This is a genomic window from Longitalea arenae, assembly GCF_016924755.1.
GTDB classification, from domain to species: domain Bacteria; phylum Bacteroidota; class Bacteroidia; order Chitinophagales; family Chitinophagaceae; genus Niastella; species Niastella arenae.
This window is the reverse complement of sequence record NZ_JAFFJX010000002.1, coordinates 685,321-710,310: the sequence shown is the minus strand read 5'-3', so window position 1 is coordinate 710,310 and position 24,990 is coordinate 685,321. Positions and strand designations below refer to the sequence as shown.

The following is a 24,990-nucleotide window of genomic DNA, read 5'->3' as shown; positions in this document are numbered from 1 at the left end:
TATGAGACAATTTCTGCACTTGAAAAAAGGGGCAGCCTGTACGCTTTTCCACAGGACCGCCCGTCAGCTTCTCTTCCTTGGTTTCATATTATTTTCAGGAAACGCGCTTTTTGCGCAAACTGCGGTTCAGGGCCGGGTCACCGCAGCTGACGCCCCGGTACCTGGTGTCACTGTTACAATTAAAGGCACCCAAACAAGTACCATTACCGATGAAAATGGTAAATTTTCGCTTCAGGCGCCCGCAAAAGCTACCCTGGTGTTTACCCATGTTAATTACGCTACCCTGGAAACGGCGGTAAAAAGCGGCAACATGGATATTACATTAGTAACTTCCCAGATCGACATGTCGGAAGTGGTGGTAGTAGGTTATAACACCCAAAAGAAAGCCACGCTCACCGGTTCGGTTTCGGTAGTAAAAGGAAGTGACCTTACCAAAAGCCCACAGGTAAACGTATCCAACTCCCTCGCCGGCCGTTTTTCAGGCGTGATGCTGAATAACCGGAGCGGCGAGCCGGGTTATGACGGCTCATCGATAAGGATCCGCGGCCTGGCCACCATGGGAAATAATGATGTGCTGATCGTGGTAGACGGGGTGCCCGGGCAGATCGGTGGCCTGGAAAGATTAAACCCGATGGATATTGATAATATCTCCGTATTAAAAGATGCATCGGCTGCCATCTATGGAAGCCGTGCAGCCAACGGGGTTATCCTGGTTACTACCAAACGCGGTAAAGCTGGTAAAACCTCGCTGGCGGTAACTTATGATCATGGCTTCTCCTCTCCCACCCGGTTACCCAAAATGGCCGATGCACCTACCTATGCCGCCATCGCCAACGAGATCGCCTATTATAATAACCCCGCAGGTGGTTTGAACCAGCAATACTCGGCTGCCGAAATTGAAAAATTTGCCGATGGTTCCGATCCACTGAATTATCCCAATACCGATTGGGCAAAGACCACGCTTAAAAGTTCAACCGGGCAGGACAATCTGAACCTTTCCATCGCTGGAGGATCGGAAAATGTGCGATACTATGTGGGCGCCGGCCTGCTGAGCCAGGATGGTTTGTATAAGAACGGCGCTGCGAAATACAATCAATACAGCTTCCGCTCCAATCTCGATGCTACCATTTCAAAAGACCTTAAAGTAAGTGTGTATTTATCAGGTCGCCAGGAAGATCGGCAATTTCCAACATCTACCGCAGGCAATATTTTCCGCTCCATTTACCGGGCATATCCAACCAGTCCGGCTTTTTACCCTAATGGACTGCCCTCGAGTGGCATTGAAGGAAATAATCCGGCGATGATGGCAACGGGTATTGGCGGCCTCAACAAAAATCCGGGGTCGGTATTCAACGGCATCCTGAAGGGCAATTATAATATTGCTGCACTAAAAGGGCTGTCAGTAGAAGGATTCCTGGCTGTAGACAAGTCATGGTATTTCGGCAAAACGTTTTCAACCCCTTACCTCTTGTATTCGTACGACAAAAACGCCAATACATACAATTCCAGGATCGTAGGCGGATCAAACAATGCAGCCTCCCTCAGCGAAAGCCAGGAAAATTACACCCAGCTCACTTCCCACCTGCGATTGAATTATGTAAGAAGCTTTGGCAAACATAATGTAAACTCATTCGTGGCTTATGAGCAAAGTGAATTGCGGCGGGAAACATTTGGCGCTACCCGCATCAACTTCCCCACCACACAAACACCTGAATTATCACAGGGGGGAACCGCTGCCACCGACCGCGACAACTCGGGCAGCAGTTATCATTTTACCCGTAAGAGTTATCTGGGAAAGATCTCTTATAACTACGACGAAAAATACCTCTTCGACGTGCAGATGCGTATTGACGGGTCAACGACTTTTCCGCCAGATAAACGGTTCGGTTATTTCCCTTCTTTTTCGGCAGGCTGGCGCCTGTCGAGGGAATCTTTCCTGCAGGATGTTTCTTTCATAAGCGATCTGAAACTACGAGCCTCTTATGGTACCCTGGGTAACGACAATATAAATCCCTTCCAGTACTTTAATAACTATTCATTCAACAGCCAGGTGGTATTGGGTTCGTCCATTGTGCCGGGCATCGATCTTACCAAACTGGCCAACAAACAGGTTCATTGGGAAGTAGCCCGCAAAGCAGATATCGGGCTGGAAGCGGTGCTGTTCAACGATATCTTCTTTGAGTTCATCTGGTTCCGCCAGCAACGAAGCAATATTCTTACTACCCGTAATGCCTCTATTCCCAATGTAACCGGTATCGTGAATGCTTTTGGTTCCGACCCATTGGTACCTTCTGAGAACATTGGTAAAGTAAACAGCAATGGAATGGAAGCAACCCTTGGTTATTACAATCGCAAAGGAACATTCCATTATGGCGCCAGCGGTAATTTCACTTTTGCCAAAAGCAAGATCGTATTCATGGACGAAGCTGCAGCCGTACTGGCTTATCAAAAACAAACCGGCCGTCCTTTGGGCACTCAACTGTTGTACAATTCACTTGGGGTATTCCGCAGCACCGAAGAGATCGCCAAGTATCCGCACCTGAGCGGCGCACAACCCGGAGACCTGATATTGCAGGATTATAACAACGATGGCCAGATCACGGCCGATGACCAGGTACGTACCAAATATGGTAATATTCCCGAGATCACTTATGGCGCCGTATTATTCGCCGATTATAAGGCATTTGACATCTCTATTGTATTTGCCGGACAAGCGCACGTAAGCCAGTTCGTGCTGCCGGAGGCTGGCACGGTTGGCAATTTTTACAGCAGCTGGGCGGATAACCGCTGGAGCCCTAACAATCCGAATGGTTCCTATCCCCGGGTAGATACCAGGACCTCTGCCTCGGTGAATGGCGGCCGTTATCCCAGCACCTTCTGGCTGAATAACGCAGCCTTCCTGCGGCTGAAGAATATCCAGCTGGGGTATAATGTAAACAGTCCTCTGTTGACCAAAATGAAGATGCAATCGCTCCGGTTATACATAAGCGCTTTCAACCTGTTCACCATCACCAAAGTGAAAGACTATGATCCGGAAGGAGACAATTACAGCGGCCAGTTCTACCCGCAACAAAGGATTATAAACGTGGGGCTCGGATTAAGATTTTAAAAACCATCAATTGTCAGCAATGCAAAGAATATTCAGAAATATCATATATAGCGCTGTTCTTGCAACAGCGATCACCTCGTGCAAAAAAAATTTCCTGGATGTACAGCCAACAGACCGCGTTTCGGAAGATGCTATCCTGGCAGACTCTGCGCTGTTCGAAGATTATGTGTACGCCCGCTATGTAGGCATCCGCTTACAGGATAAGGAGGGCGACGGCACCAATCCCGGCTTCGGCCGTGGTTTTGAATACGCCATGTGGAGCTCGCTTACCGATGAATCAATGTATAATAACGATGACAACACCTGGCTCGTGCAGAAAGGACTACTGGCGCCGGAGAATACCGGCATCGCCGGCACCATCTGGGGGCGCAGTTACCGCGGTATTCGCGATTGCAATTTTGCCATCAACAATATTGAAAAAGTAACCATGAGCGGTCCGCATAAAGACAAATTGTTGGGCGAATTGAAATTCATCAGGGCTTTCCGCTACCATGACCTTATCAGAAATTATGGCGGTGTGATATTGATGGGCGATAACGTATATAATCTCACCGATAACCTGCAGGAAGAATCCCTGTTCAACAGAGCTTCCCTGAAAGAATCGATCGATTATGCCGTTGCGCAACTCGACGAGGCGGCTGCATTATTGCCTTTGAACAACGATGGCAGCTGGCTGCTGGGCCGGGCCACCAAAGGCGCTGCCCTGGCGCTTAAATCAAGATTGCTGTTATATGCGGCCAGCCCCTTATACGCCGCCGGCAGCTGGCAGGCAGCGGTTACCGCTGCGCAGGCCGTGATCGGGTTGAACAAATACAGCATTTATTCCGGCGGTTATGGCAACCTGTTCCTCAATGGCGACAATAACGAATCTATCTTTGTGCGCCTGTATACAAAAAACGCCGGTCATACCCACCTCGAAATAGCCAACGGGCCTAACAGTTATGGCGGCTGGGGCGGTAACCTGCCTTTGCAAAACCTGGTAGACGATTACCAGATGGACAATGGCAAAGCGATCACCGATCCTACTTCCGGCTATGATCCCAACAATCCTTATTTTGGGCGTGACAAACGTTTTTATGCTACCATACTGTACAATGGCGCCAGCTATCGCGGCAGTACTATTGAAACCTTTGTGCCTGGTGGTAAGGATAGCAAGGATGGTCCCGACAACTGGAACACTTCCAAAACCGGCTATTACTTAAAGAAGTTCATGAACGACGCTTATCCATTACAGAATCCCTGGGGCAATGCCGGCTTTCAACCCTGGTATTATATCCGCTATGCTGAAGTATTATTGAATTTCGCTGAAGCTGCCAACGAAGCCTATGGTGCAGACGTCGTGCCCCCCGGTTCAACACTGTCGGCCCGCACAGCCCTGAACCTGGTGCGGCAAAGAGCAGGCGTTAATATGCCGGCCCTGCCTGCAGGTTTGTCGCAAACGCAAATGCGTGATGCGATCCGTTATGAACGGCGCGTGGAACTCGCATTTGAAGAGCATCGTTTTTATGATGTAAGAAGATGGAAGATCGCCGAGATCACGGAAAACAAACCAGCCGGCGGAATTACGATCACAAAAAATGGCAGCACCTTAAGCTATGCCCCCAAAGTGGCCCTCGACGGCCGTAAATTCGAGACCAAACATTATTGGCTGCCAATACCCCGTGCCGAAATTCAGGCCAGTAACAACAAGATCCAACAAAACAGCGGATACTAATAGTAGTTACCTGTTACCAGTTACCGGTCGCCAGTCATCGACAGTTTGAACATTGGCAGGCATGCTGCCTGAACGGGAACCGGTAACAGGTACTTAACGAATGTTGGGAATTATTTTTAAACTGTGCTATATGAAGCGAAAGCTAAATTATTTTATTTTATTCTTTCTCCTGGCGCCGGTTCTGTTGCCGGCTCAGGGTGTCAGACAACAGGTTTTGTTCAATGCAGATTGGAAATTTCAAAAAGGCGAGCAGTCAGGCGCAGCGCAACCGGCGTTTAGTGATGCCGGCTGGCGCACGCTGAACCTGCCGCACGACTGGGGTATTGAAGGCCCCTTCAGTAAGGAATGGGCCAGCGGCACCGGTTATTTACCCGGCGGCATCGGCTGGTACCGCAAAACCTTTACCGTGCCACCGACTATGACCGGCAAACAACTTTACATTTACTTCGATGGCGTGTATAAGAACAGCGAGGTATGGATCAATGGACATTACCTGGGAAAGCGGCCAAATGGGTTCATTCCTTTTCAGTATGAGCTCACCAGGTATCTTCAACCCGGCGCTAAGAATACAGTAGCTGTTAAAGTAGATCATAGCAGTTTTGCCGATTCAAGATGGTACACTGGTTCGGGCATTTATCGCAATGTTTACCTCATTGCAACCAATCCAGTGCATATTGACCAATGGGGCGTAGCATTCAGTACGCCGCTTGTTTCCGCAGCAAAAGCCAATGCCAGGGTAAATGTTTCAGTTGTCAATAACACAAGTACAGGCAAAGCAGTGACGGTACAATGTACCCTTACCGACAAAAACGGCAAACCGGTAGCTACTGCACAACAACAAATTACCGCCGACACCAACGCCGCTACAGAGGCAAACTGTACGTTTGCCATTGCCAACCCCGTATTGTGGTCGATCGCAAACCCGTATTTGTACACTTTGAAAGTGACCCTTTTTTCAGGCGGACAAAAAACGGATGAATGGACGGATAAGGTAGGCATTCGCTCGATCCGGTATGATGCCAACAATGGTTTTTTCCTCAATGAAGTGAACACCAAACTGCTTGGCGTATGTATACATGATGATGCCGGCGTACTGGGCGTGGCGGTGCCGCAGGAAGTATGGATCAGAAGATTCCGTACCCTCAAAGCAGCCGGATGCAATTCCATTCGCCTGAGCCATAATCCGCATGCAGATTATTTATACCGCCTCTGCGATGAAATGGGTTTTGTAGTGATGGATGAAGCCTTTGACGAATGGGAAGTTGGCAAGAACAAATGGATCCAGGGCTGGAACAAAGGGCAGCCGGGCAAGGATGGTTACAATACTGATTTTGCAGCCTGGGCCGACCAGGATCTCCGCGATATGATCTTACGCAACCGGAACCGCCCTTCGATCATTATGTGGAGCATCGGCAATGAAATAGACTATCCCAATGATCCGTACACGCATGAGATCCTGAACTCTGGTAACAACCCGCAGATCTATGGCCGGGGTTACGACTCCACGCATCCACCGGCTGCCCGGTTAGGTGAAATATCTAAACACCTGGTGCAGGTAGCGAAACAATACGATACCACCCGCCCCATAACGGCGGCATTGGCCGGTGTGGTCATGTCGAATACCACCACTTATCCCGGCAACCTGGATATCGTTGGTTATAACTACCAGGAGTACCGCTTTGCCGAGGACCATAAAAATTATCCCGATCGCGTCATTTACGACAGTGAGAATGGTATGCGGCTCAGCGCGTGGCATGCAGTTGAAAGCAATAGCTATGTGGCAGGTCAATATTTATGGACAGGTGTCGATTATCTCGGTGAAGCAGGCGCCTGGCCTAACCGCAGCAACCAGGCAGGCCTCCTGGACCTCGGCGGATTCCCCAAACCGGAATACTATTTCCGGCAAAGCATCTGGACGACAAAACCGATGATCTACATAGGCACAACCTCAATTCCAAAATCGGAGGACAACGGCATCTGGAGTCACCGGCAGGCAGCGCCTGCCTGGAACGGCGTCGATGGCGACTCCATTCGCGTGAACTGTTTTACTAATTGTGACGAAGCCGAATTATTCCTGAACGGCCAGTCATTGGGCAAAAGATCAATGGCCGGAGCAAAGAACCGGATGCTGTTCTGGAATACCGTATATCATCCGGGCCAACTGGTTGTTAGAGGATATACCAACGGAAAAGAAGTGGTAAAAGATGTGCTTAACACTACCGGTGCGGTAAAAATGATTAAGGCAGAAGTGTATAAAGACCCCCTGATCGATCGACGGACCGGTGTACAACAAATAGCCATTTTTCTTACCGACGAAAAAGGTCATAAAGTGTACGCCGCAGATAACGCCATAACCGTAAGCGTTACCAACAAAGCGAGCTTCCTGGGCATAGAGAACAGCGACGCGAACGATGTGGGCGATTATAAAGCCAGTACACGCAAAGCAAGACAGGGCCAACTGATCGTGTATGTGCAGCCACCTGCCAAAGGCGGCGCGTATGAGGTGAAACTGGAATCACCCGGGTTACAAGCGGTGGTCCTGAAATTTAACTGAGCAAGTGACAGCTAGAAATAAAGGTGTGTCATCCGCTCTCAGGCGGAAGGCACACCTTTATCATTTTTATGGTCTGAATTTTGTTTAAATGACGCAATTTTACAAACCTGTCAAACAGTACTCAAATGATAAGAAAATTTGTAATAACTGCTCTCCTGGTATTGATCGCACATTCATTGACCCTTGCGCAAAAGCTAAGGCCATTACCAATGAATGATAAAAGCTGGAATGAACCCACAGAACCATTCCGTATTGCGGGCAACCTGTATTATGTTGGCACCTATGACCTCGCCTGTTACCTGATCGCCACCCCCAAAGGACATATACTTATTAATACCGGCCTGGCAGAGTCGGTACCGCTGATCAGGAAAAGCATAGAGCAGCTGGGCTTTCAATTTTCTGACATCAGGATCCTGCTTACCACCCAGGCGCACTTTGATCATGTGGCGGGCATGGCCGACATAAAAAAACAAACCAAAGCAAAGATGTGGGTCAATGAAAAAGATGCGAAAGTGCTGGCAGACGGCGGCAATTCCGATTATTATATGGGCGGAAAGGGTATGTTGTTCCTGCCTGTAAAAGCAGATAGATTGTTGAAAGACCATGATACCATCAGTTTAGGCGGAACCAGGCTCGAATTGTTACATCATCCCGGACATACACAAGGCTCCTGCAGTTACCTTGTTACCGTAAACGACGAAAAGAAAAATTACACGGTACTAATTGCAAATATCCCCACCATTTTGCCCGATACGAAGATGACGGGCATGCCTGGTTACCCGGATATCAGCAAGGATTTTGCCTATACCCTGGACGCAATGAAAAAAATAACATTCGATCTTTGGGTAGCCTCTCATGCCAGCCAGTTCAAACTGCATGAAAAAAGAAAAGCGGGTGATCCTTATAACCCTGAAACTTTCGCTAACCGGGATGGATATGACAAAAGTTTATCAGCCATAGAAGCAAATTACCTGAAATTAAAGGAGCAACAGTAGCAATTAATAAGATCGTAAGAGCCTGTCCGCCTTTGGCCGGATGGGCTTTTTTATGCTAACAACTCGTAAGATCCGCCGCTCATCATATTTAACACCACCCTCTACGAATATATTCGTTAATCTTGCATGCGTTAGCCCAACCAACCATTCATGAAGAAAATTGTCCTGTTTGTCATTCTGCCGGCATGTTCATTCATTATGCCCGGCTATTTGTTTTCCCAAACAATTAGCAAGTTATCAGGAACCGTGGCAGACAGCAGTAAACCGCTTGCTTTTACAACCGTACGTCTTTTTAAATTAAATAACACGAAGCCCCTGCAAACGGTTTTAACAAATGAACAGGGCGCCTTCCTGTTAAATAAGCCAGATACCGGCCAGTACCTGCTCTCGATCACCCACACCGGTTATGTAGAAAAAAAGATCGATATTTCTGTGACTGCGCTGAGTGGCGACATACAACTCGATCCTGTCGTCTTATCCAAAACGGCAGGCCTTTTACAAGATGTCGTAGTAAGGGCTCAGCGCCCGATGGTAGAGCAATCAGACGATAAGGTCGTATTAAATGTGGAAGATGACCCGGCCAACAAAACGGAAACAGCCATCGACATCCTGCGAAAAACACCGTTTATTACAATAGATGGGGAAGATAATATAAAGGTGAATGGAAAATCAAATTTTAAGGTGCTGTTGAATGGCAGGGAAACTTCCATGTTTGCCCGGAATATCAAAGAAGCTTTAAGAGCATTTCCCGGCACACTCATTTCGAAAATAGAAGTAATAACTACCCCATCTGCCAAATACGACGGTGAAGGCATAGGCGGACTGATCAATATTATCACAAAGAAAAAAGTAGTTGGCTATAATGGTTCACTTTCCACTTTCTCAAGAACAAGCGACAAGGTGCACAATTTGGCATTGAACGGAAACGCAAAAGTTGGCAAGTTCGGCCTCAGCGTTTTCTTTAACCGGGGCTTCTCAGATCCTGTTCAGCAGCATAATACCAATATTACCATTCCAACTGCGCAAAACGTATATACTAAAAGAACCCTCGACGGCGGACAATACGCCAGTGAAGACTGGAGCTTTGGGAATGCAGAATTAAGTTTTGAAGCGGATAGCCTGAACACCATCAGTTTGTATACCAATATTGACAGCTGGTCACAGAAAACGGTGAGCAACCAAACCATCACCACAGATTTTTTGAATGACCCTTCAATAGTGAGCAATTATCAGTTGAACAATATCAGCAAAAATCCCGGTGTGAATGTGGGCAGTGATTATATAAAAAAGTTCAAGCGCAATAAAGAAAGGGAGTTCAGCCTTCGCTTCCTGGGAGAATTCGGTAAAACGGATTCCAGGCTTAGCAGTTTCCAGGATAACCCCGGTACAGACCGTTACCTGATCAATAACAGTTATGCCGTGAACAATCAATATACCATCCAGGCCGATAACAGCATCCCGGTCAGCAAAACAGGAAAGCTGGAAGGTGGATTGAAAGCCATCTTACGCCGTGCGAGTTCTGACTTTCAAAGCCAGATCAAATATGGAGAAACGGAGAACTATAAAACGAATTTATCCAATACAGATTATTTCAAATATGCCCAGGATGTACTCAGTGTGTACGGCATGTACAATTTTAAAGTCAAAAGATCAAGTGTTCGGGTGGGCGCCCGGGTTGAATACACCAATATAAATGGAGACTTTGTGGTATCAAAAACAAACGTCAAAAATAATTATACTACCCTGCTCCCGAATATTCAATTTACGAATAAGCTAAGTAAGGACCTCACACTGGTGCTTGCTTATACAAAAAGATTGCAAAGGCCATTCATTAATGACCTGAACCCATTTGTAAATAACAACGACTCGCTTAATATCTCAACCGGCAATCCGGATCTGGGCCCGCAAACAATGCATGCGCTTTCAGCACAATTCCGGTATAGCGATGGCAAAACATTTGCCGGCATCAATCTCGAAGGAAGTTATAGCGGCAATAAGATCCTGCGGTATGCCAGCTTTGATCCCCAAACCGGTATTACTACTACCACCAGCCTGAACATTGGAAAGGAATATACTGCAGGAGTGAACCTGAATTTCAGTACGAAGATCACGCCAAAATGGAATTTGAATGTGAATGGCTCCCTCCGGTATGCCAGGGTCACAAACAATGCAGATGCTTCTCAATCAAACAACGGTTTTGGCGGCAATTTCAACCTGAGCACCAGTTATAAGTTCACCGAAAAATTTACCGTGAGCAGCTTTTTTGGTTTATGGCAGGAGATCAGGTCTATCCAAACTAACTATCCGTTAAATCCCTGGCACAACGTTTCATTCAACTATAAGGTCTTCAAAGACAAACTCCTCATTTCTTTAAGAGCCGTGAACTATTACGAAAGAACGCGTGACTTCAGGAGCATCACCAAAGACAAGAACTTTTATAACACGAATATCACAACTCCTCCCCGGCGCGCCGGTGTACTGGCCCTCACCTGGAATTTTGGAAAGCTCACAGAAAGTGTATCTAAAAAGAAAGGTGTCAGTAACGACGATCTGCTCAACAAACCGGCATCGCCTGCTGGCAATTAACAAGCGGATAACAAAAGCGGGCTGTTTCGCATAAAGAACGGCGTATATATACAGTTCAGGGCAACAAATTATGTTGTTGAATTGCTAATGAGCCCGTTTCTGCTTTGCTGCGCTCAAACTTTCCCTAGTTTTGTTTGCAGATGAGCGCAAAGCCGCTTATAACCTAACCGAGGTTATAGCCCGCTATTGGAAACCGAATAATCACCCATTTTTTATCATGAAGCGTACTGTCTTGTTCACAAGCCTGGTGGCATTCTTATGCCAGACCGGCTGTAAATCTGCCAAAGAAGAAAAAGAAGAACCCGGTAAGTATACAGTTACCAGTCCGGCAGTAATTGACACCTCCTTTACGAAGGAATATGTTTCACAGATCCGGTCTGTCAGGAACATCGAGATCAGGGCACAGGAAAAAGGTTTTCTGCAAAACATTTACGTTGATGAAGGCCAGTTTGTAAAAGCAGGCCAATTGTTATTCAGGATAATGCCTAAAGTATACGAAGCAGAGGTGCTGAAAACACAGGCGGAAACCAAAGCGGCAGAAATAGAACTGCAGAATGCAAGGTCCCTGGCCGAAAAAAATATCGTCTCTAAAAATGAACAGGCCATGGCCGAGGCGAAACTCGATCAGGCAAAGGCTGAAATGGCGTTGGCAAAACTGCACCTGTCCTTTACCGAGATCAGGGCCCCATTCGACGGCACCATCGACCGCATTCCTAAAAAATTGGGCAGCCTGATCGATGAAGGTGAACTGCTCACCAGCCTCTCAGACAATAGCGAAATGTTCGCTTATTTTAATGTATCGGAACCCGAATACCTCGAGTACCAGGCGAATACCAGGGGCCATCTAAACAAAAGCAAGGTAAACCTGCTCTTAGCCAATAACCGTCCCCTTCCCTATAAAGGTGTTGTTGAAACCATCGAAAGTGAATTCGATAATGAAACCGGCAATATTGCCTTCCGCGCAAAGTTTCCAAATCCCGACAGGCTGTTAAAACACGGTGAAACCGGTAAAGTGTTGATGACGATACCTGTTTCCAAAGCGTTGGTCATTCCGCAAAAAACGACTTACGAAATCCAGGACAAGAAGTATGTATTTGTCATAGACAGGAATAATGTGGTTAGATCGCGGAATATCAGCGTTAGTGGTCAGTTACCTGATCTGTATGTAGTGAGCGGCGGACTTTCTGCTGATGAAAGGATCCTGCTTGAAGGTGTTCAGAAAGTGAAGGACGATGATAAGATCGCCTATGAATACCAGCGACCGGAAGAAGTGATCAACCACCTGCGACTGAAGGCAGAATAGTAATTCAATATCTAATCCTGCAAGAATGTTCAATAAGTTTATACAAAGGCCGGTACTGTCAATTGTTATCTCACTCATTATAGTTTTTCTGGGTGTGCTGGCCATCATCGGGTTACCCGTAACCCAATTTCCGGCCATATCGCCACCCAAGGTAAATGTAACTGCAGATTATCCGGGCGCCAATGGTGAGTTGATGATCAAATCGGTGATCATTCCGCTTGAACGGGCCATTAATGGAGTTCCGGGTTTAAAGTACATGACATCCGACGCCGGAAACGACGGCGAAGCCAATATACAGGTAGTATTTAACCTGGGCACCGATCCCAATGTAGCATCGCTCAACGTACAGAACCGTGTTGCTTCGGTGGTGAACAAGCTGCCGCCCCTGGTTGTCCGGGAAGGCGTTAAGATCACGCGCGAAGAAAGCAATATGCTGATGTACGTGAACCTTTATAGCGACGATCCCAATACCGATCAGAAATTCCTGTTCAATTTCGCCGATATAAATGTGTTATCTGAATTGAAGCGGGTAGACGGTGTTGGTTTCGCCGATATTCTTGGTAACCGCGAATATTCCATGCGCATCTGGCTGAAACCAGACAGGATGCTGGCCTACAAGATCTCGGCCGATGAGGTGATGGAGGCGCTGAGCTCACAAAGCCTCGAAGCGTCGCCCGGTAAAACCGGTGAAAGCTCCGGTAAACGGTCCCAATCATTTGAATACGTTTTGAAATATACAGGCCGGTTCAATACAAAAGAACAATATGAGAATGTTGTGTTACGATCGAATCCCAACGGTGAAATATTGCGATTGAAAGATGTGGCGGATATCGAGTTCGGCAGCTCGATGTATGATATTTATTCCAGCCTCAATGGCAAAGCTTCTGCAGCCATTGTATTGAAACAATCCTACGGCAGCAATGCCAGCCAGGTGATCAAAAATGTAAAGGAGAAGCTCAAAGAGATAAAGGCCAGCTCCTTTCCCAAAGGAATGAATTACGAGATCAGTTACGACGTTTCCAAATTTCTCGACGCATCTATCGACAAAGTGATCCATACCCTGGTGGAAGCGTTTATACTCGTGGGCATAGTGGTATTCCTCTTCCTGGGCGACTGGCGTTCAACACTGATCCCGGCCATGGCCGTACCGGTGTCGTTGATCGGAACATTCATGTTCATGCAATTCTTCAATATTACGCTGAACCTGATAACGCTGTTTGCGTTGGTCATGGCGATCGGCGTGGTTGTAGACGATGCCATTGTAGTGATTGAGGCGGTGCATGCCAAAATGGAAGAGGAACATTTGTCGCCCTTACAGGCTACGCAGAAAGCCATGCATGAGATCAGCGGAGCGATCATTGCCATTACATTCCTCATGGCGGCTGTATTTATTCCGGTAGCATTTATGAGCGGACCCGTAGGCATTTTCTACCGGCAGTTTTCAATCACTATGGCTACAGCCATTATTTTGTCGGGTGTGGTGGCGCTTACCCTCACACCGGCCCTTTGCGCCATGATCTTAAAGAACAATCATGGTAAACAAAGGAAGAAAACACCTGTCAGCCGTTTCCTCGACGGCTTCAACAACGCATTTGGCCGCGGCCAGGGTAAATACATGCAGATACTGGGTATTATTGTAAGCAGGCGATTGCTCACCTTTCTCGTATTAGGCGTTTTTTGCGCGGGCATCTGGTACCTGAACGGCCAGGTGCCATCGGGTTTCATTCCCACAGAAGACCAGGGTATGTTCTATGCCATCATTCAAACGCCACCCGGTTCATCCCTGGAGCGTACCAATCAAGTGGCAGAAAAATTACAAAAGATCGCTGAGGGCATTGACGGCATCCAGTCTGTTTCAGCCCTGGCGGGTTATGAGATCCTATCCGAAGGTACCGGCGCCAATACCGGCACCTGTCTCATCAATTTAAAGAATTGGGAAGAACGGAAGCATTCGGTGCAGGAGATCATTAAGGAACTGGAAGAAAGATCAAAGGATATAACCGGCGCTAATATAGAATTCTTTCAACCGCCTGCTGTGCCGGGTTATGGCGCCGCCGGTGGTTTTGAATTGCGCCTGCTCGACAAGGCAGGATCCGGCGATTATAAAAAGATGGAAACGGTAAGCAGTGAATTTGTTGCAGCACTCAGCAAACGAAAGGAATTGTCATCAGTGTTCAGTTTTTACAGTTCCAGCTTTCCGCAATATCTGCTTCGGGTCGACAATGATATTGCGCAGCAAAAAGGGGTTACCATTGAAAATGCCATGAACACCCTTTCCACCCTCGTGGGAAGTAATTATGAGATCAGCTTTATCCGCTTCGGCCGGCCATATAAGGTGATGGTGCAGGCGGCGCCGCAATACCGGGCCCTACCGGAAGATATCCTGAAGCTGTATGTAAAGAATAACAAAGATGAGATGGTGCCTTTCTCCGCTTTTATGAAAATGGAGAAAGTGTATGGTTTATCAGAGATCACCCGTCACAATATGTACAATTCATCGCAGATCAGCGGCGCTGCCGCTCCCGGGCACAGCAGCGGTGAGGCCATTAAGGCCATCACGGAAGTGGCGCAAAAAACACTGCCCCGGGGATTCGGCATCGATTGGGCCGGCATTTCGAAAGACGAAGTAGCGCAGGGTAACCAGGCGATCTATATCTTTCTTATTTGTCTTGGTTTCGTATACCTGATCCTGTCAGCGCAATACGAAAGCTTTATTTTGCCATTAGCGGTGATCCTATCATTACCTACCGGTATTTTCGGCTCTTTTCTTTTTTTGAATGGTTTGGGCCTTGAGAATAACATCTATGCACAGGTAGCGATGGTAATGCTGATCGGACTGTTGGGTAAAAATGCGGTTCTGATCGTGGAATTTGCCGTGCAAAAACACCGGGAGGGCGCTTCGGTATTGAAAGCGGCAATGGAAGGCGCCAGGGTCCGGTTCCGCCCCATCCTGATGACCTCTTTCGCCTTTATTGCCGGATTGATCCCATTGGTATTTGCCCATGGTCCCGGCGCAATGGGCAACAGGACCATTGGAACGGCTTCTGCCGGCGGGATGTTATTCGGGACGGTATTCGGCGTATTGATTATACCCGGCCTCTATTACATCTTTGGCAAACTGGCTGAAAAAAAACAACTGGTAAAGAATGAAGAGGAGAATCCATTAACGGAACAGATGAGTGAATAGTAAATAGCCAGTGGCTGGTAGCGAGTGGCTGGTGGGATACATTCCTGTTAGCCATTTTCTACCAGCCACTCGCTTTTATTTATAACTCGCGTGCGTAAACTTATCGAAGGAGATCCATCCGACAGCCATTTGCGTTCGGCGTTCAGCATTAAGCGTTAAGCAATTCCAATAGTCGTTTTCGGGTGATCGTTTGATTGCCCCAGTAAAAAGCATCAGCGGCTTCGAGCCGGGCCAGGGAAGCATCAGACTGTTGAGCCAGCCATTCTACAAAATCCTGCTTCGATGGCCATTGCAGGGTGGGTTCCATCATAAAACCATCCCACAATTCACCATAGTAATAGATTCCATCGCGAAACTCCAGGCCCATGCCACAATAATCGCGATGGCCATAACCGATTGAATTATGCGTCAGGGCCTCGGCTACTGCAGCTGCCAGCGCAATCCCATAGCTTTCGGTTTGCTGTTGCAGCATTTTCCGGTACTCCTGCCGGCGCTGCTTTTCATCTGCAAGCTCCTGTTCTTCCCGGTCTTTTTCAGCCTGCTTTAACTGCGCCATCGACACAGCTTTGTATTCAAAGCGGTCTGCAGTCAGATCTATGTCAATGCTAAGACCGCCGCAACCCGGCAATTGCTCAACATACAATGACAGCAGGTAGGGTAAGCGGGATGTGTTTTGCCAGATCAGGACCGGTTTCCCATCTTTCCTGGTGCCATTCAGCGACACCATGGAAGGCGCCTGATAATGAAGCTGTCCGTGAACGCAATGATATTTTTCCAGCTGCGCCCGCAATTCCCGGTTAATGTCACTGATTACCTGTTCCAGGGTCATGGATTTTGGTTTCCATAGAAACGAACAGATAGTATATATTGGTTTATTATTCTATGATTATTTTTCGCTTTGTGACTGCGACCTTTCAGGAAAGCGGAAATCATTGGGCGAACCAGTTATAATTGTACGATCTGCCATTGCTGGTTACGGCCGCCGTTGTAATACCATTGGATGGCTGAAGCGCCATTTGCGGTAGAACCGCCATTTACGTCAAGCGACTGGTTGCTGTTGCGGTTAATGATCTCGTAATACCCAAATCCCATATCTACGATCCGCCATTGTTGGTTGTTGCCACCGGTATAATCCCATTGTATAATGCCGGCGCCTGCAGCGGTAGATGCGCCATTTACGTCAAGCGCCTTGTTGCTGTTCCGGTTAATGATGCTGAAATATCCATTTCCCAGGTTGGTGATCTTCCATTGCTGGTTATTTCCGCCCCAGTAATCCCATTGCACAATGGCGCCGCCATTGGCCGTGGAAGAACCGTTTACATCCAGCGCTTTATTACTTTGCCGGCAAACGATGCGGTACCAGGCCGAACTATTAAAGCTGCCATTTGGAAGTGCGATGGAAGCATTGCCCCAGGCATATTGTAAACGCGATAAGCCGGATGCATTGTTGGTCGTCAAAGAGCTGCCGTTCAGCGTAAGTAAACTATAGGAATCGCCATTTCGCAGTCCGGGCCAATAGATACAGCCCATAGAGCGGGCCAGTATGCCTTGCGTCATTCCCTGGAAATAAGCGATCTCCCGATCAGTACCGGGTGCACCCAAATAATTTTTTCCATTGGTCATGGGAATACCGAACTCTGTTACAATGGTCCTGTCGGGATAAGCAATGGACTGAATGGCTGCTACCCAGTCGCCGGTAGTGGTCTTATTATTGTCGAACCAGGTATAATTGTGATACGACAACAGGCAGCTGCTTAAGCGGCTATCCGCCCCTACCACATTTACGTTTTGCGCATATCCCTGGCCGTCGAGTATAATGCGCCCACGCGGAACAGCGGGATAATTATTCAACCAGCTTGCATACAGGTTATTGAGGTCAGCTGCGCTGTAGCCATGCGGTTCATTAAAGGGCTCAAAATAAATACGGCTGTTGGAACCATACTTGTTAACGATCGTCTGCCACATATTCCAGAACTGGGTGCTATTATCAACCAAACCGTCCCGGGAGCTGCTGCCTTCCCAGTAAGCAAGTATAACGTTCATGCCCCGGCTTGCAGCCAGGTCAATGGCGCCGGTATAAGCATTCCACCATGACTGTGACACAGTCGGCGGATTCACAGGCAGGCGGACGGTATTGGCGCCTCTTTCCTGGAAAGCTGTCAATATACTGCCCGCTTTTGATTGCACCGTAGCGTAATTGTCGGTAGATGCCAGTCCGCTCACCACAACGAGGTCATCTTTGAAATTATCGGCGGGGTCAGCCCAGTTCACGCCTTTGAAATTGTTGGTGGCATTAACGGTCAGCAGCAGCCGTTCGGGTGATGAGGCTTGCGTTTCGCTGGTGGATGCGCTTTGCTTTTTTGTACAGGCCATTGCCAGCACAAAGCCAAATAAGGTTAATAGTTGTTTCATTGCAATCGTTTTTATGAAGGTTAATTGTAAGGATGTATAAAATTAACCGGCGGTGAAAGCGTGCATGGGGGAGAAAATCATATAAGAAGGGGGGTGAAAACGAATCTAAGTGCAGGGACCGGCCATCTCCAACATCGTTCCACCAAGCCCCAACAGCTGCTTTTTGATTAATTTATTACCAGTTTTGATGAAAATAGTATCAACAGGGATCTGCCTTTCCCAAACGATTGTAAATCATTGAACCATGCACTTACATACCAAAAATGAAAATCTCTTGTAATCGGTTACATTTTTGCTGAAAATAGCTACTTTCGTTTGCCGGATAGCCTTTGAGCTATGAACGATTGACAACAATTAAGCATTTGAACAATACAACTGCTGTATGAAAGCTGCTGCACATTTTGCGATCAAAAAAGCAAGGCTGTTTCCTGCTTCAAAAGCCATTCAGCCTGATCTGTTTCCAGATAAGATCTTCCTGCTTCAACAATCGCCGGCAATTATGGAGGACACAGATCATCGCCTGGCCGCAGCCAATACGACTATCAACAAAAACATGTATCCATGCGGTTAATGCCAGCAGCCTTTTTTCGTTTTCCGGGCCGGCTCATCGGTGTCTGCACGCTACTGCATTTTGGCCTGGTAACTACCGGTAAAAGCCAGTCAGCTAAAAATAGCAGTACCCGGGAACGGATCCTGATCAATGATGGTTGGAAGTTCATGAAATACAGCTCGGCACCTGACACGCTGATATACGATCTGCGGCCCGCAGTTACCGACAGGAACGACAATGTGGTGGCAGATGCAAAACCAACAGAAGCGCTTGTACCCACGGCATCATCAAAGGTCTTAAAGCGCTGGATCCTGCCTACTGCCAATGATTTTATCAAAGACGCAAACAAACATCATAAACGGCCGGCAGGTAATCCGGGCAGTCATTTTCCTTTTGTACAAAACAGTTTCAATGATGCCGGTTGGGAGTCGGTTAACCTGCCGCATGACTGGGCCATCAAGGGCCCTTTCTACAAAGGCGAAGCTGCTGAAGTGGGCGGTGGTATGGGCCGCTTACCCAGTCCGGGCGTAGCCTGGTATCGCCGTAAACTGAATATTCCGGCTACAGATAAGGGTAAGACCATTTACCTTGATATAGACGGCGCCATGTCCTATGCCATGGTTTGGCTCAACGGCAAACTGATCGGTGGCTGGCCCTATGGCTATAATTCATTCCGCCTAGACCTCACGCCTTACCTGCAACCGGGCAGTGATAACCAGTTAGCCATCCGGTTGGATAATCCCGCGAATTCCGCCCGCTGGTACCCGGGTGGCGGCCTTTACCGCAATGTGTGGCTCACCAAGGTAGCACCGGTACACGTAGCGCAATGGGGCAGCTTCATTAAAACAAGCAATGTATCTGTCTCCTCGGCAACTGTTGCTCTGACGGTTCATGTGAAGAACAATGCCAGCACCGATCAGCGGGTAGAAGTGGTGACCGATATTTTTATTATTGATTCAGGCACCGGTTTAAAAGGAGATAAAGTGGCAACATTTCCGCGTGCAACCAATACCATCGCGGCCGGCAAACAACTGCCGGTTACCAATTCCCTTATCATAAAAGATCCCGTGTTGTGGGGCCCGCCGCCATTACAGCATCCCAACTTATACCTGGCTGTTACCCGCTTAATGGTCAATGGCAAAACCGTTGATGAATATGAGACCCGATTCGGCATCCGTTCCCTGGCATTCGATGCGGAAAAAGGTTTATTTGTAAATGGCAGAGCCCTGCGTATCCAGGGCGTTAACCAGCACCACGACCTGGGCGCATTAGGCGCTGCCTTCAATACCCGCGCCGCAGAAAGACAATTGGAAATCCTGCGGGAGATGGGCTGTAATGCCATCCGGCTGTCGCATAATCCACCGGCGCCTGAACTGCTCGATCTTACCGACAGTATGGGCTTCCTGGTGATCGATGAGATCTTCGACAGCTGGGAAAGAAAAAAGACACCGCATGATTTTCACCTGATCTTCCCTGATTGGTATGAAGCCGATACCCGTGCATTTATCCGGCGCGACCGCAATCATCCATCGATCTTTGCCTGGAGCTTTGGCAACGAAGTGGGCGAACAATATACCAAAGACACGGGCGCTGCCATAGCCAGAAAACTTTACAACATCGTTCGTGAAGAAGATGATACCCGGCCTGCCACGGCCTCAATGAACTATGCCAAACCCGATATGCCGTTTCCGCGCCAGATGGACATCCTCAGCCTGAATTACCAGGGCGAAGGCATCCGGGATGCACCGGCTTATGCACACCTGAAGGGCATCAGAACATCCCCGTTATACCCTGCATTCCATAGCAAATTTCCCGGTAAACTGATCTTTAGCAGTGAAACCGCGTCGGCATTAAGCTCACGCGGCACCTATCTATTCCCGGTATACAATGGCATTAGCGCACCGGTGAGCGATAGCACCGGCGGTGATCCGGTAAATAAATTCATAAGCGCTTATGAATTGTATAGCGCTGCTTTCGGCGCCTCCCCCGATAAGGTCTTTGCTTCGCAGGACAAACATCCCTATGTTGCCGGTGAATTTGTTTGGTCGGGCTGGGATTATTTGGGCGAACCAACCCCCTATTATTCAGCGCGCAGTTCCTATTCCGGCATTGTAGATCTGGCCGGATTTAAAAAAGACCGCTTCTACCTGTATCAATCCCGCTGGCGTTCCGATCTGCCCATGGCGCATCTTCTGCCCCACTGGACATGGCCTGGTCGCATTGGTAAAATAACACCCGTACATGTGTTTACATCGGGCGAGGAAGCTGAACTGTTTGTAAACGAAAAGTCATTAGGCCGAAAAAAGAAAGCGCCATTCGAATACCGGCTTCGCTGGGACAGCGTAATATATGAGCCTGGTATTGTACATGTAGTAACGTATAAGAACGGCAAACCCTGGGCGAATGACACCGTACAAACAGCCGGCGCCGCTACCCGTCTGCAGCTGGAAGCAGATAGAACAGTCATTAAAGCAAACAGCAAAGACCTGTCGTTTATCACCGTGAAAGTGCTGGATGCCCATGGCAGGCTGGTGCCCGAAGCAGCCCAACTGATAAGTTTTGAGGTTAGCGGCGCAGGTGAATTGGTAGCCACCGATAACGGGGATGCGGCCAGCCTGGAACCATTTCCATCGAAAGAAAGAAATGCCTTCAACGGCCTGGCATTGGCAATAATAAGCGGAATAAGCGGATCAACGGGTACGATCATTATAAGGGCTTCGGCAGAGGGATTATCATCAGCCACCATAACCATTACAAGCCATTAGAACCATAATAACAATATAAACACTGACAATATGATCAAAAACGTCTTTTTACTGGCATCTGCGGTAGCTGCCATCTGCAGTTGCAATGATGCAGGAAGCGGCCAGGCGCCAACAAGCGATTCAAGCGAGGTAAACAAGGGAACAACCGGCAACAAGTATCTATCGCAGCCACTGGTATCGCATATTTATACAGCCGATCCTTCGGCGCATGTATTTAATGGCCGCATATACATTTATCCTTCGCACGATACGGCCACCGGCACGCCGGAAAACGACAATGGCGACCATTTCAATATGATGGATTATCATGTCCTTTCCATGGATTCCGTGGGTGGAAAGGTAACCGATCATGGTGTTGCCCTGCACGTGAAGGATATCCCCTGGGCCGGCCGCCAGTTATGGGCGCCGGATGCCGCTTTTGCCAACGGCACCTATTACCTGTATTTTCCATTGAAGGACAAGAACGATGTCTTTAAAATTGGCGTTGCTACGGCCAAAAACCCCGAAGGTCCTTTTACCCCTGAAAAAGAGCCGATCAAAGGCAGCTATAGCATCGATCCCTGTGTATTTAAAGACGATAACGGTTCGTTTTACATGTATTTTGGGGGTATCTGGGGCGGACAATTGCAACGCTGGGAAAAGAATAAATACGACAGCGCCGGCAAATTAAAACAGGGAGACCAGCTGGCCATCTTACCAAGGGTAGCCAAACTGGGGGCAGATATGAAAAGTTTTGCGGAACCTGTAAAAGAGATCAGGATCGTCGACAGCGCCGGCAACCTGTTCAAAGAAAAGGACAACGACAAACGCTTCTTCGAAGCGGCCTGGATGCATAAATACAATGGCAAGTATTATTTCTCCTACTCCACCGGCGACACCCATAACATTTGTTATGCAACGGGCGACAGCCCCTACGGCCCCTTCACTTACCGCGGCGTGTTACTCGCACCGGTTGAGGGCTGGACGAATCACCACAGCATCATTGAGAAAGATGGCAAATGGTATTTGTTCTATCACGATGTACAGCTCTCCGGCAAAACGCATTTACGCAATGTAAAAGTGGCGCCGCTCACCTATAATGCAGATGGAAGTATACAAACGATCCATTCGCAAAAATGAGCTAACATTTAACACTTCAAAGTTCACAGTTCAAAGTTTATGCAGCCCCGGCTTCGCAAATCAAACTTTGAACTGTGATCTTATGATCTGACCTCTCATGGGGTGCAAAATAGACAAACTGCCGGGTTGATCTGGACAAACTAATCCAGTACCTTTATAGCAAACTTATACCATGAAGCAGGTGATCATACTTGTTCCAAACACCTATGTCAATCTGAGCAGTGTCGCCGGCACTTACGAGATCCTTACCAGGGCCAATGCCTACTGGCAAAGGCTGGGCAACAAATCGATGATGAAGGTGCAGGTGGCAGGTTTTGAGCAGGAACTACAATTGGAGCATGGCCTGTTCTCTATACACCCAATACCGCTGCAGCAAATTAAAAAAGCCGACCTGGTGATCATTCCTTCGATTGCCAATGAAAATTTCGACAACCTGCTGGAAGATAATAAAGCAATGATCGACTGGATCAGGGATCAGTATAAAAACGGCGCTGAAATTGCCAGCATTTGTTCCGGCGCTTTCCTGCTGGCCGCTACCGGCCTGCTCGATGGAAAGACCTGCTCTACCCACTGGAATGTAGCATCCGATTTCAGGCGGCTCTTTCCCAATATCGACTTACACATCGATAAACTGATCGCAGAAGAACCAGGCATCTACTCCAATGGCGGCGCCTTCTCCTTTCTGAACCTGGTGCTTTTTCTGGTAGAGAAATACTTTAACCGCCAAACGGCTATCTTCTGTTCAAAGATCTTCCAGATAGATATTGAAAGAACCTCACAATCACCCTTCTTAATTTTTCAGATACAAAAGAATCATGGCGACGATGTGGTGACCCAGGCGCAAACATTCATCGAAAAGAACATGACCGAGAAGATCTCCTTTGAAGAGCTGGCCACCAAACTGGCTGTAAGCCGGAGAAATTTCGACAGGCGCTTTATTAAAGCTACCGGTAATACCCCCGTGGAATACCTGCAACGCGTAAAAGTAGAAGTTGCCAAACGCGCTCTCGAAAATGGCCGCAAAACAGTTTTTGAGGTCATGAGCGAAGTAGGGTACTCAGACGACAAAGCCTTCCGGGAAGTCTTTAAAAGGATCACCGGTTTATCGCCGCTGGATTATAAGGCCAAATACAATAAAGAAGGGAAGCTAGCCTGAGAAGATATACAAATCCCGGCTTATACCAGCTGAGGTACAGGCTCATACAGTGTAACAAGGACATTTATTTTATCAGGCAGGTGTGTCATCTCTTAATAACTGATGGCACACCTGTTTTTTATTTGGGATATATGCACCGTTAGTCCGGGAACGATTGCGTAAATAAAAACACTATCCCGGTTCCGCAAACGAAAAAAACCAAGTTAACTTTATAGACACAGAAAGGCAGCAGAAAAATATTAATACGTAGCCGGGTACACGCAAACAGCCTGATGATCATTCACCGTTAGCTGCTCACATTCCCCAGACAGAAGATCATAACGATTTAATTCATGAACATCACTGCCACCTGTAGGCAGAGACAGATACCTATTGCTTAGAGCGCTCTATTATAAACAGTTACATTCATCTTTAAAACACGATTGCCATTATGAAAAAAACAATGCCACCGATCGGCGCGCTTATAAGCGGCGCCGTCTTTTCCTGCCTGCTGATCGCAGGCTGCAACAAAAATGATACTGCAACCGCACCCACTGATGAAACTGCCGGCCCCGAGCGGGCACCCTCATCAGACTTCACGGTTGCTACCGCCAACGGCTTTGCAGCCGGCACAACGGGTGGAACAACACCGATCACCGTTACTACAGCAGCCGCTTTCAGAACTGCGGCCGAATCGAGCACCAGTCAACTCATTACAGTCTCGGGTAATCTGAATCTTGGGTCCAGCCAGGTTAATGTAAAGTCGAATAAAACGATTATCGGCGCAAATTCCAGCTCCGGTATCATCGGTTGCCTGCGGCTTTCCGGCGTAAGCAATGTAATTATTCAAAACCTGAATATCACCAATCCATCGGGTGCAGGTACGGGAGACGGCATAGAGATCTCGGGAAGCACCCGCGTATTCGTACATAAATGTACGTTTACCGATTGCTCGGATGGCGAGTGTGATATCGTTCGGGCTTCAGACAATGTTACCGTATCCTGGTGCCGTTTCCGCTATGCCAGCCAAAGCTCACATAAGTTCGTGAACTTAATTGGCAATGGCGATGATGCTACCGGTGACCGGGGCAAACTGCATGTGACCATGCACCATAACTGGTATGATGCCGGTTGTGTGGAAAGAATGCCGCGTGTACGATTCGGCCAGGTGCACTGCTACAATAATTATTATGCGGCCGCTGGCAGCAATTATTGCATTGGTGTTGGCAATGAAAGCCAGATCAAGGTGGAGAACTGCTATTTCCAGAATCAGGCGCGTGCATGGGCCAATTACAGCAGCAGCAGCGCACAGGGCAGGATCAGCTGGAACAGCGGCAACGTATTTTCCGGCACCAGCATTCCAACCTGGGCGCCTAACTCAAGTGTCTTCACCCCTCCCTATTCTTACTCGATGAACGCGGGAAGTACGGTTCCCAGCACCGTAAGCGGAGGCGCGGGTAACCGGTAAAAGGTAATAACCGATTAAAAGAGTAAGCCGCTCACGAAATTCATGAGCGGCTTACTGTCTTGTATCGGCTGCCACCAGGGAATTCTCCGGGAA

The 24,990-nt window shown here is 48.0% G+C and carries 14 protein-coding genes; 12 read left to right on the top strand and 2 right to left on the bottom strand.

Annotated elements, in window-relative coordinates; translation table 11 throughout:
* Position 1: 1 nt before the first annotated feature.
* From JT717_RS07700 to JT717_RS07670, 7 genes are all read left to right on the top strand, one after another.
* Complete coding sequence (locus tag JT717_RS07700) at positions 2-3,109, top strand: SusC/RagA family TonB-linked outer membrane protein (protein WP_205509618.1); 3,108 nt, start codon at positions 2-4, stop codon at positions 3,107-3,109.
* A gap of 19 nt (positions 3,110-3,128) precedes the next feature.
* A complete protein-coding gene (locus JT717_RS07695) occupies positions 3,129-4,823 on the top strand; it encodes a RagB/SusD family nutrient uptake outer membrane protein (protein ID WP_205509617.1) in 1,695 nt (564 codons plus the stop codon).
* A gap of 130 nt (positions 4,824-4,953) precedes the next feature.
* On the top strand, positions 4,954-7,377 hold the full coding sequence (locus tag JT717_RS07690) for a glycoside hydrolase family 2 TIM barrel-domain containing protein (RefSeq protein ID WP_205509616.1): 2,424 nt from the start codon (positions 4,954-4,956) through the stop codon (positions 7,375-7,377).
* A 128-nt stretch (positions 7,378-7,505) separates the two neighbouring features.
* Positions 7,506-8,372 carry a subclass B3 metallo-beta-lactamase gene (gene bla, locus JT717_RS07685; RefSeq protein WP_439650910.1) on the top strand — a complete coding sequence of 289 codons (867 nt, stop codon included), beginning with the start codon at positions 7,506-7,508 and terminating at the stop codon, positions 8,370-8,372.
* A gap of 150 nt (positions 8,373-8,522) precedes the next feature.
* Positions 8,523-10,958: a TonB-dependent receptor gene (locus JT717_RS07680; RefSeq protein WP_205509614.1), complete on the top strand. Its 2,436-nt coding sequence runs from the start codon at positions 8,523-8,525 to the stop codon at positions 10,956-10,958.
* 217 nt (positions 10,959-11,175) lie between these two features.
* Positions 11,176-12,261, top strand: coding sequence for an efflux RND transporter periplasmic adaptor subunit (locus JT717_RS07675; protein ID WP_205509613.1), 1,086 nt, complete (start codon positions 11,176-11,178; stop codon positions 12,259-12,261).
* 25 nt (positions 12,262-12,286) lie between these two features.
* Complete coding sequence (locus tag JT717_RS07670; RefSeq protein WP_205509612.1) at positions 12,287-15,448, top strand: efflux RND transporter permease subunit; 3,162 nt, start codon at positions 12,287-12,289, stop codon at positions 15,446-15,448.
* 148 nt (positions 15,449-15,596) lie between these two features.
* Here JT717_RS07670 and JT717_RS07665 read toward each other — a convergent pair whose 3' ends face one another.
* A complete protein-coding gene (locus JT717_RS07665) occupies positions 15,597-16,277 on the bottom strand; it encodes a hypothetical protein (RefSeq protein WP_205509611.1) in 681 nt (226 codons plus the stop codon).
* A 116-nt stretch (positions 16,278-16,393) separates the two neighbouring features.
* Positions 16,394-17,860, bottom strand: a complete 1,467-nt coding sequence (locus tag JT717_RS07660; protein ID WP_205509610.1) for an RICIN domain-containing protein — start codon at positions 17,858-17,860, stop codon at positions 16,394-16,396.
* A 382-nt stretch (positions 17,861-18,242) separates the two neighbouring features.
* On the opposite strand from JT717_RS07660, the gene JT717_RS07655 reads away from it, so the two are divergent.
* The 5 genes from JT717_RS07655 (at position 18,243) to JT717_RS07635 (ending at position 24,897) form a co-directional block, all read left to right on the top strand.
* A complete protein-coding gene (locus JT717_RS07655) occupies positions 18,243-18,431 on the top strand; it encodes a hypothetical protein (protein ID WP_205509609.1) in 189 nt (62 codons plus the stop codon).
* On the top strand, positions 18,422-21,175 hold the full coding sequence (galB, locus tag JT717_RS07650; protein ID WP_205509608.1) for a beta-galactosidase GalB: 2,754 nt from the start codon (positions 18,422-18,424) through the stop codon (positions 21,173-21,175). The genes JT717_RS07655 and galB overlap by 10 nt, the downstream gene beginning before the upstream one ends.
* Positions 21,176-21,205: 30 nt before the next feature.
* Complete coding sequence (locus tag JT717_RS07645; RefSeq protein ID WP_205509607.1) at positions 21,206-22,294, top strand: glycoside hydrolase family 43 protein; 1,089 nt, start codon at positions 21,206-21,208, stop codon at positions 22,292-22,294.
* A 172-nt stretch (positions 22,295-22,466) separates the two neighbouring features.
* Positions 22,467-23,450: a GlxA family transcriptional regulator gene (locus JT717_RS07640; protein WP_205509606.1), complete on the top strand. Its 984-nt coding sequence runs from the start codon at positions 22,467-22,469 to the stop codon at positions 23,448-23,450.
* 430 nt (positions 23,451-23,880) lie between these two features.
* Positions 23,881-24,897 (top strand): pectate lyase family protein, encoded by a 1,017-nt coding sequence (locus JT717_RS07635; protein ID WP_205509605.1) that lies wholly within the window; start codon positions 23,881-23,883, stop codon positions 24,895-24,897.
* Positions 24,898-24,990 lie beyond the last annotated feature (93 nt).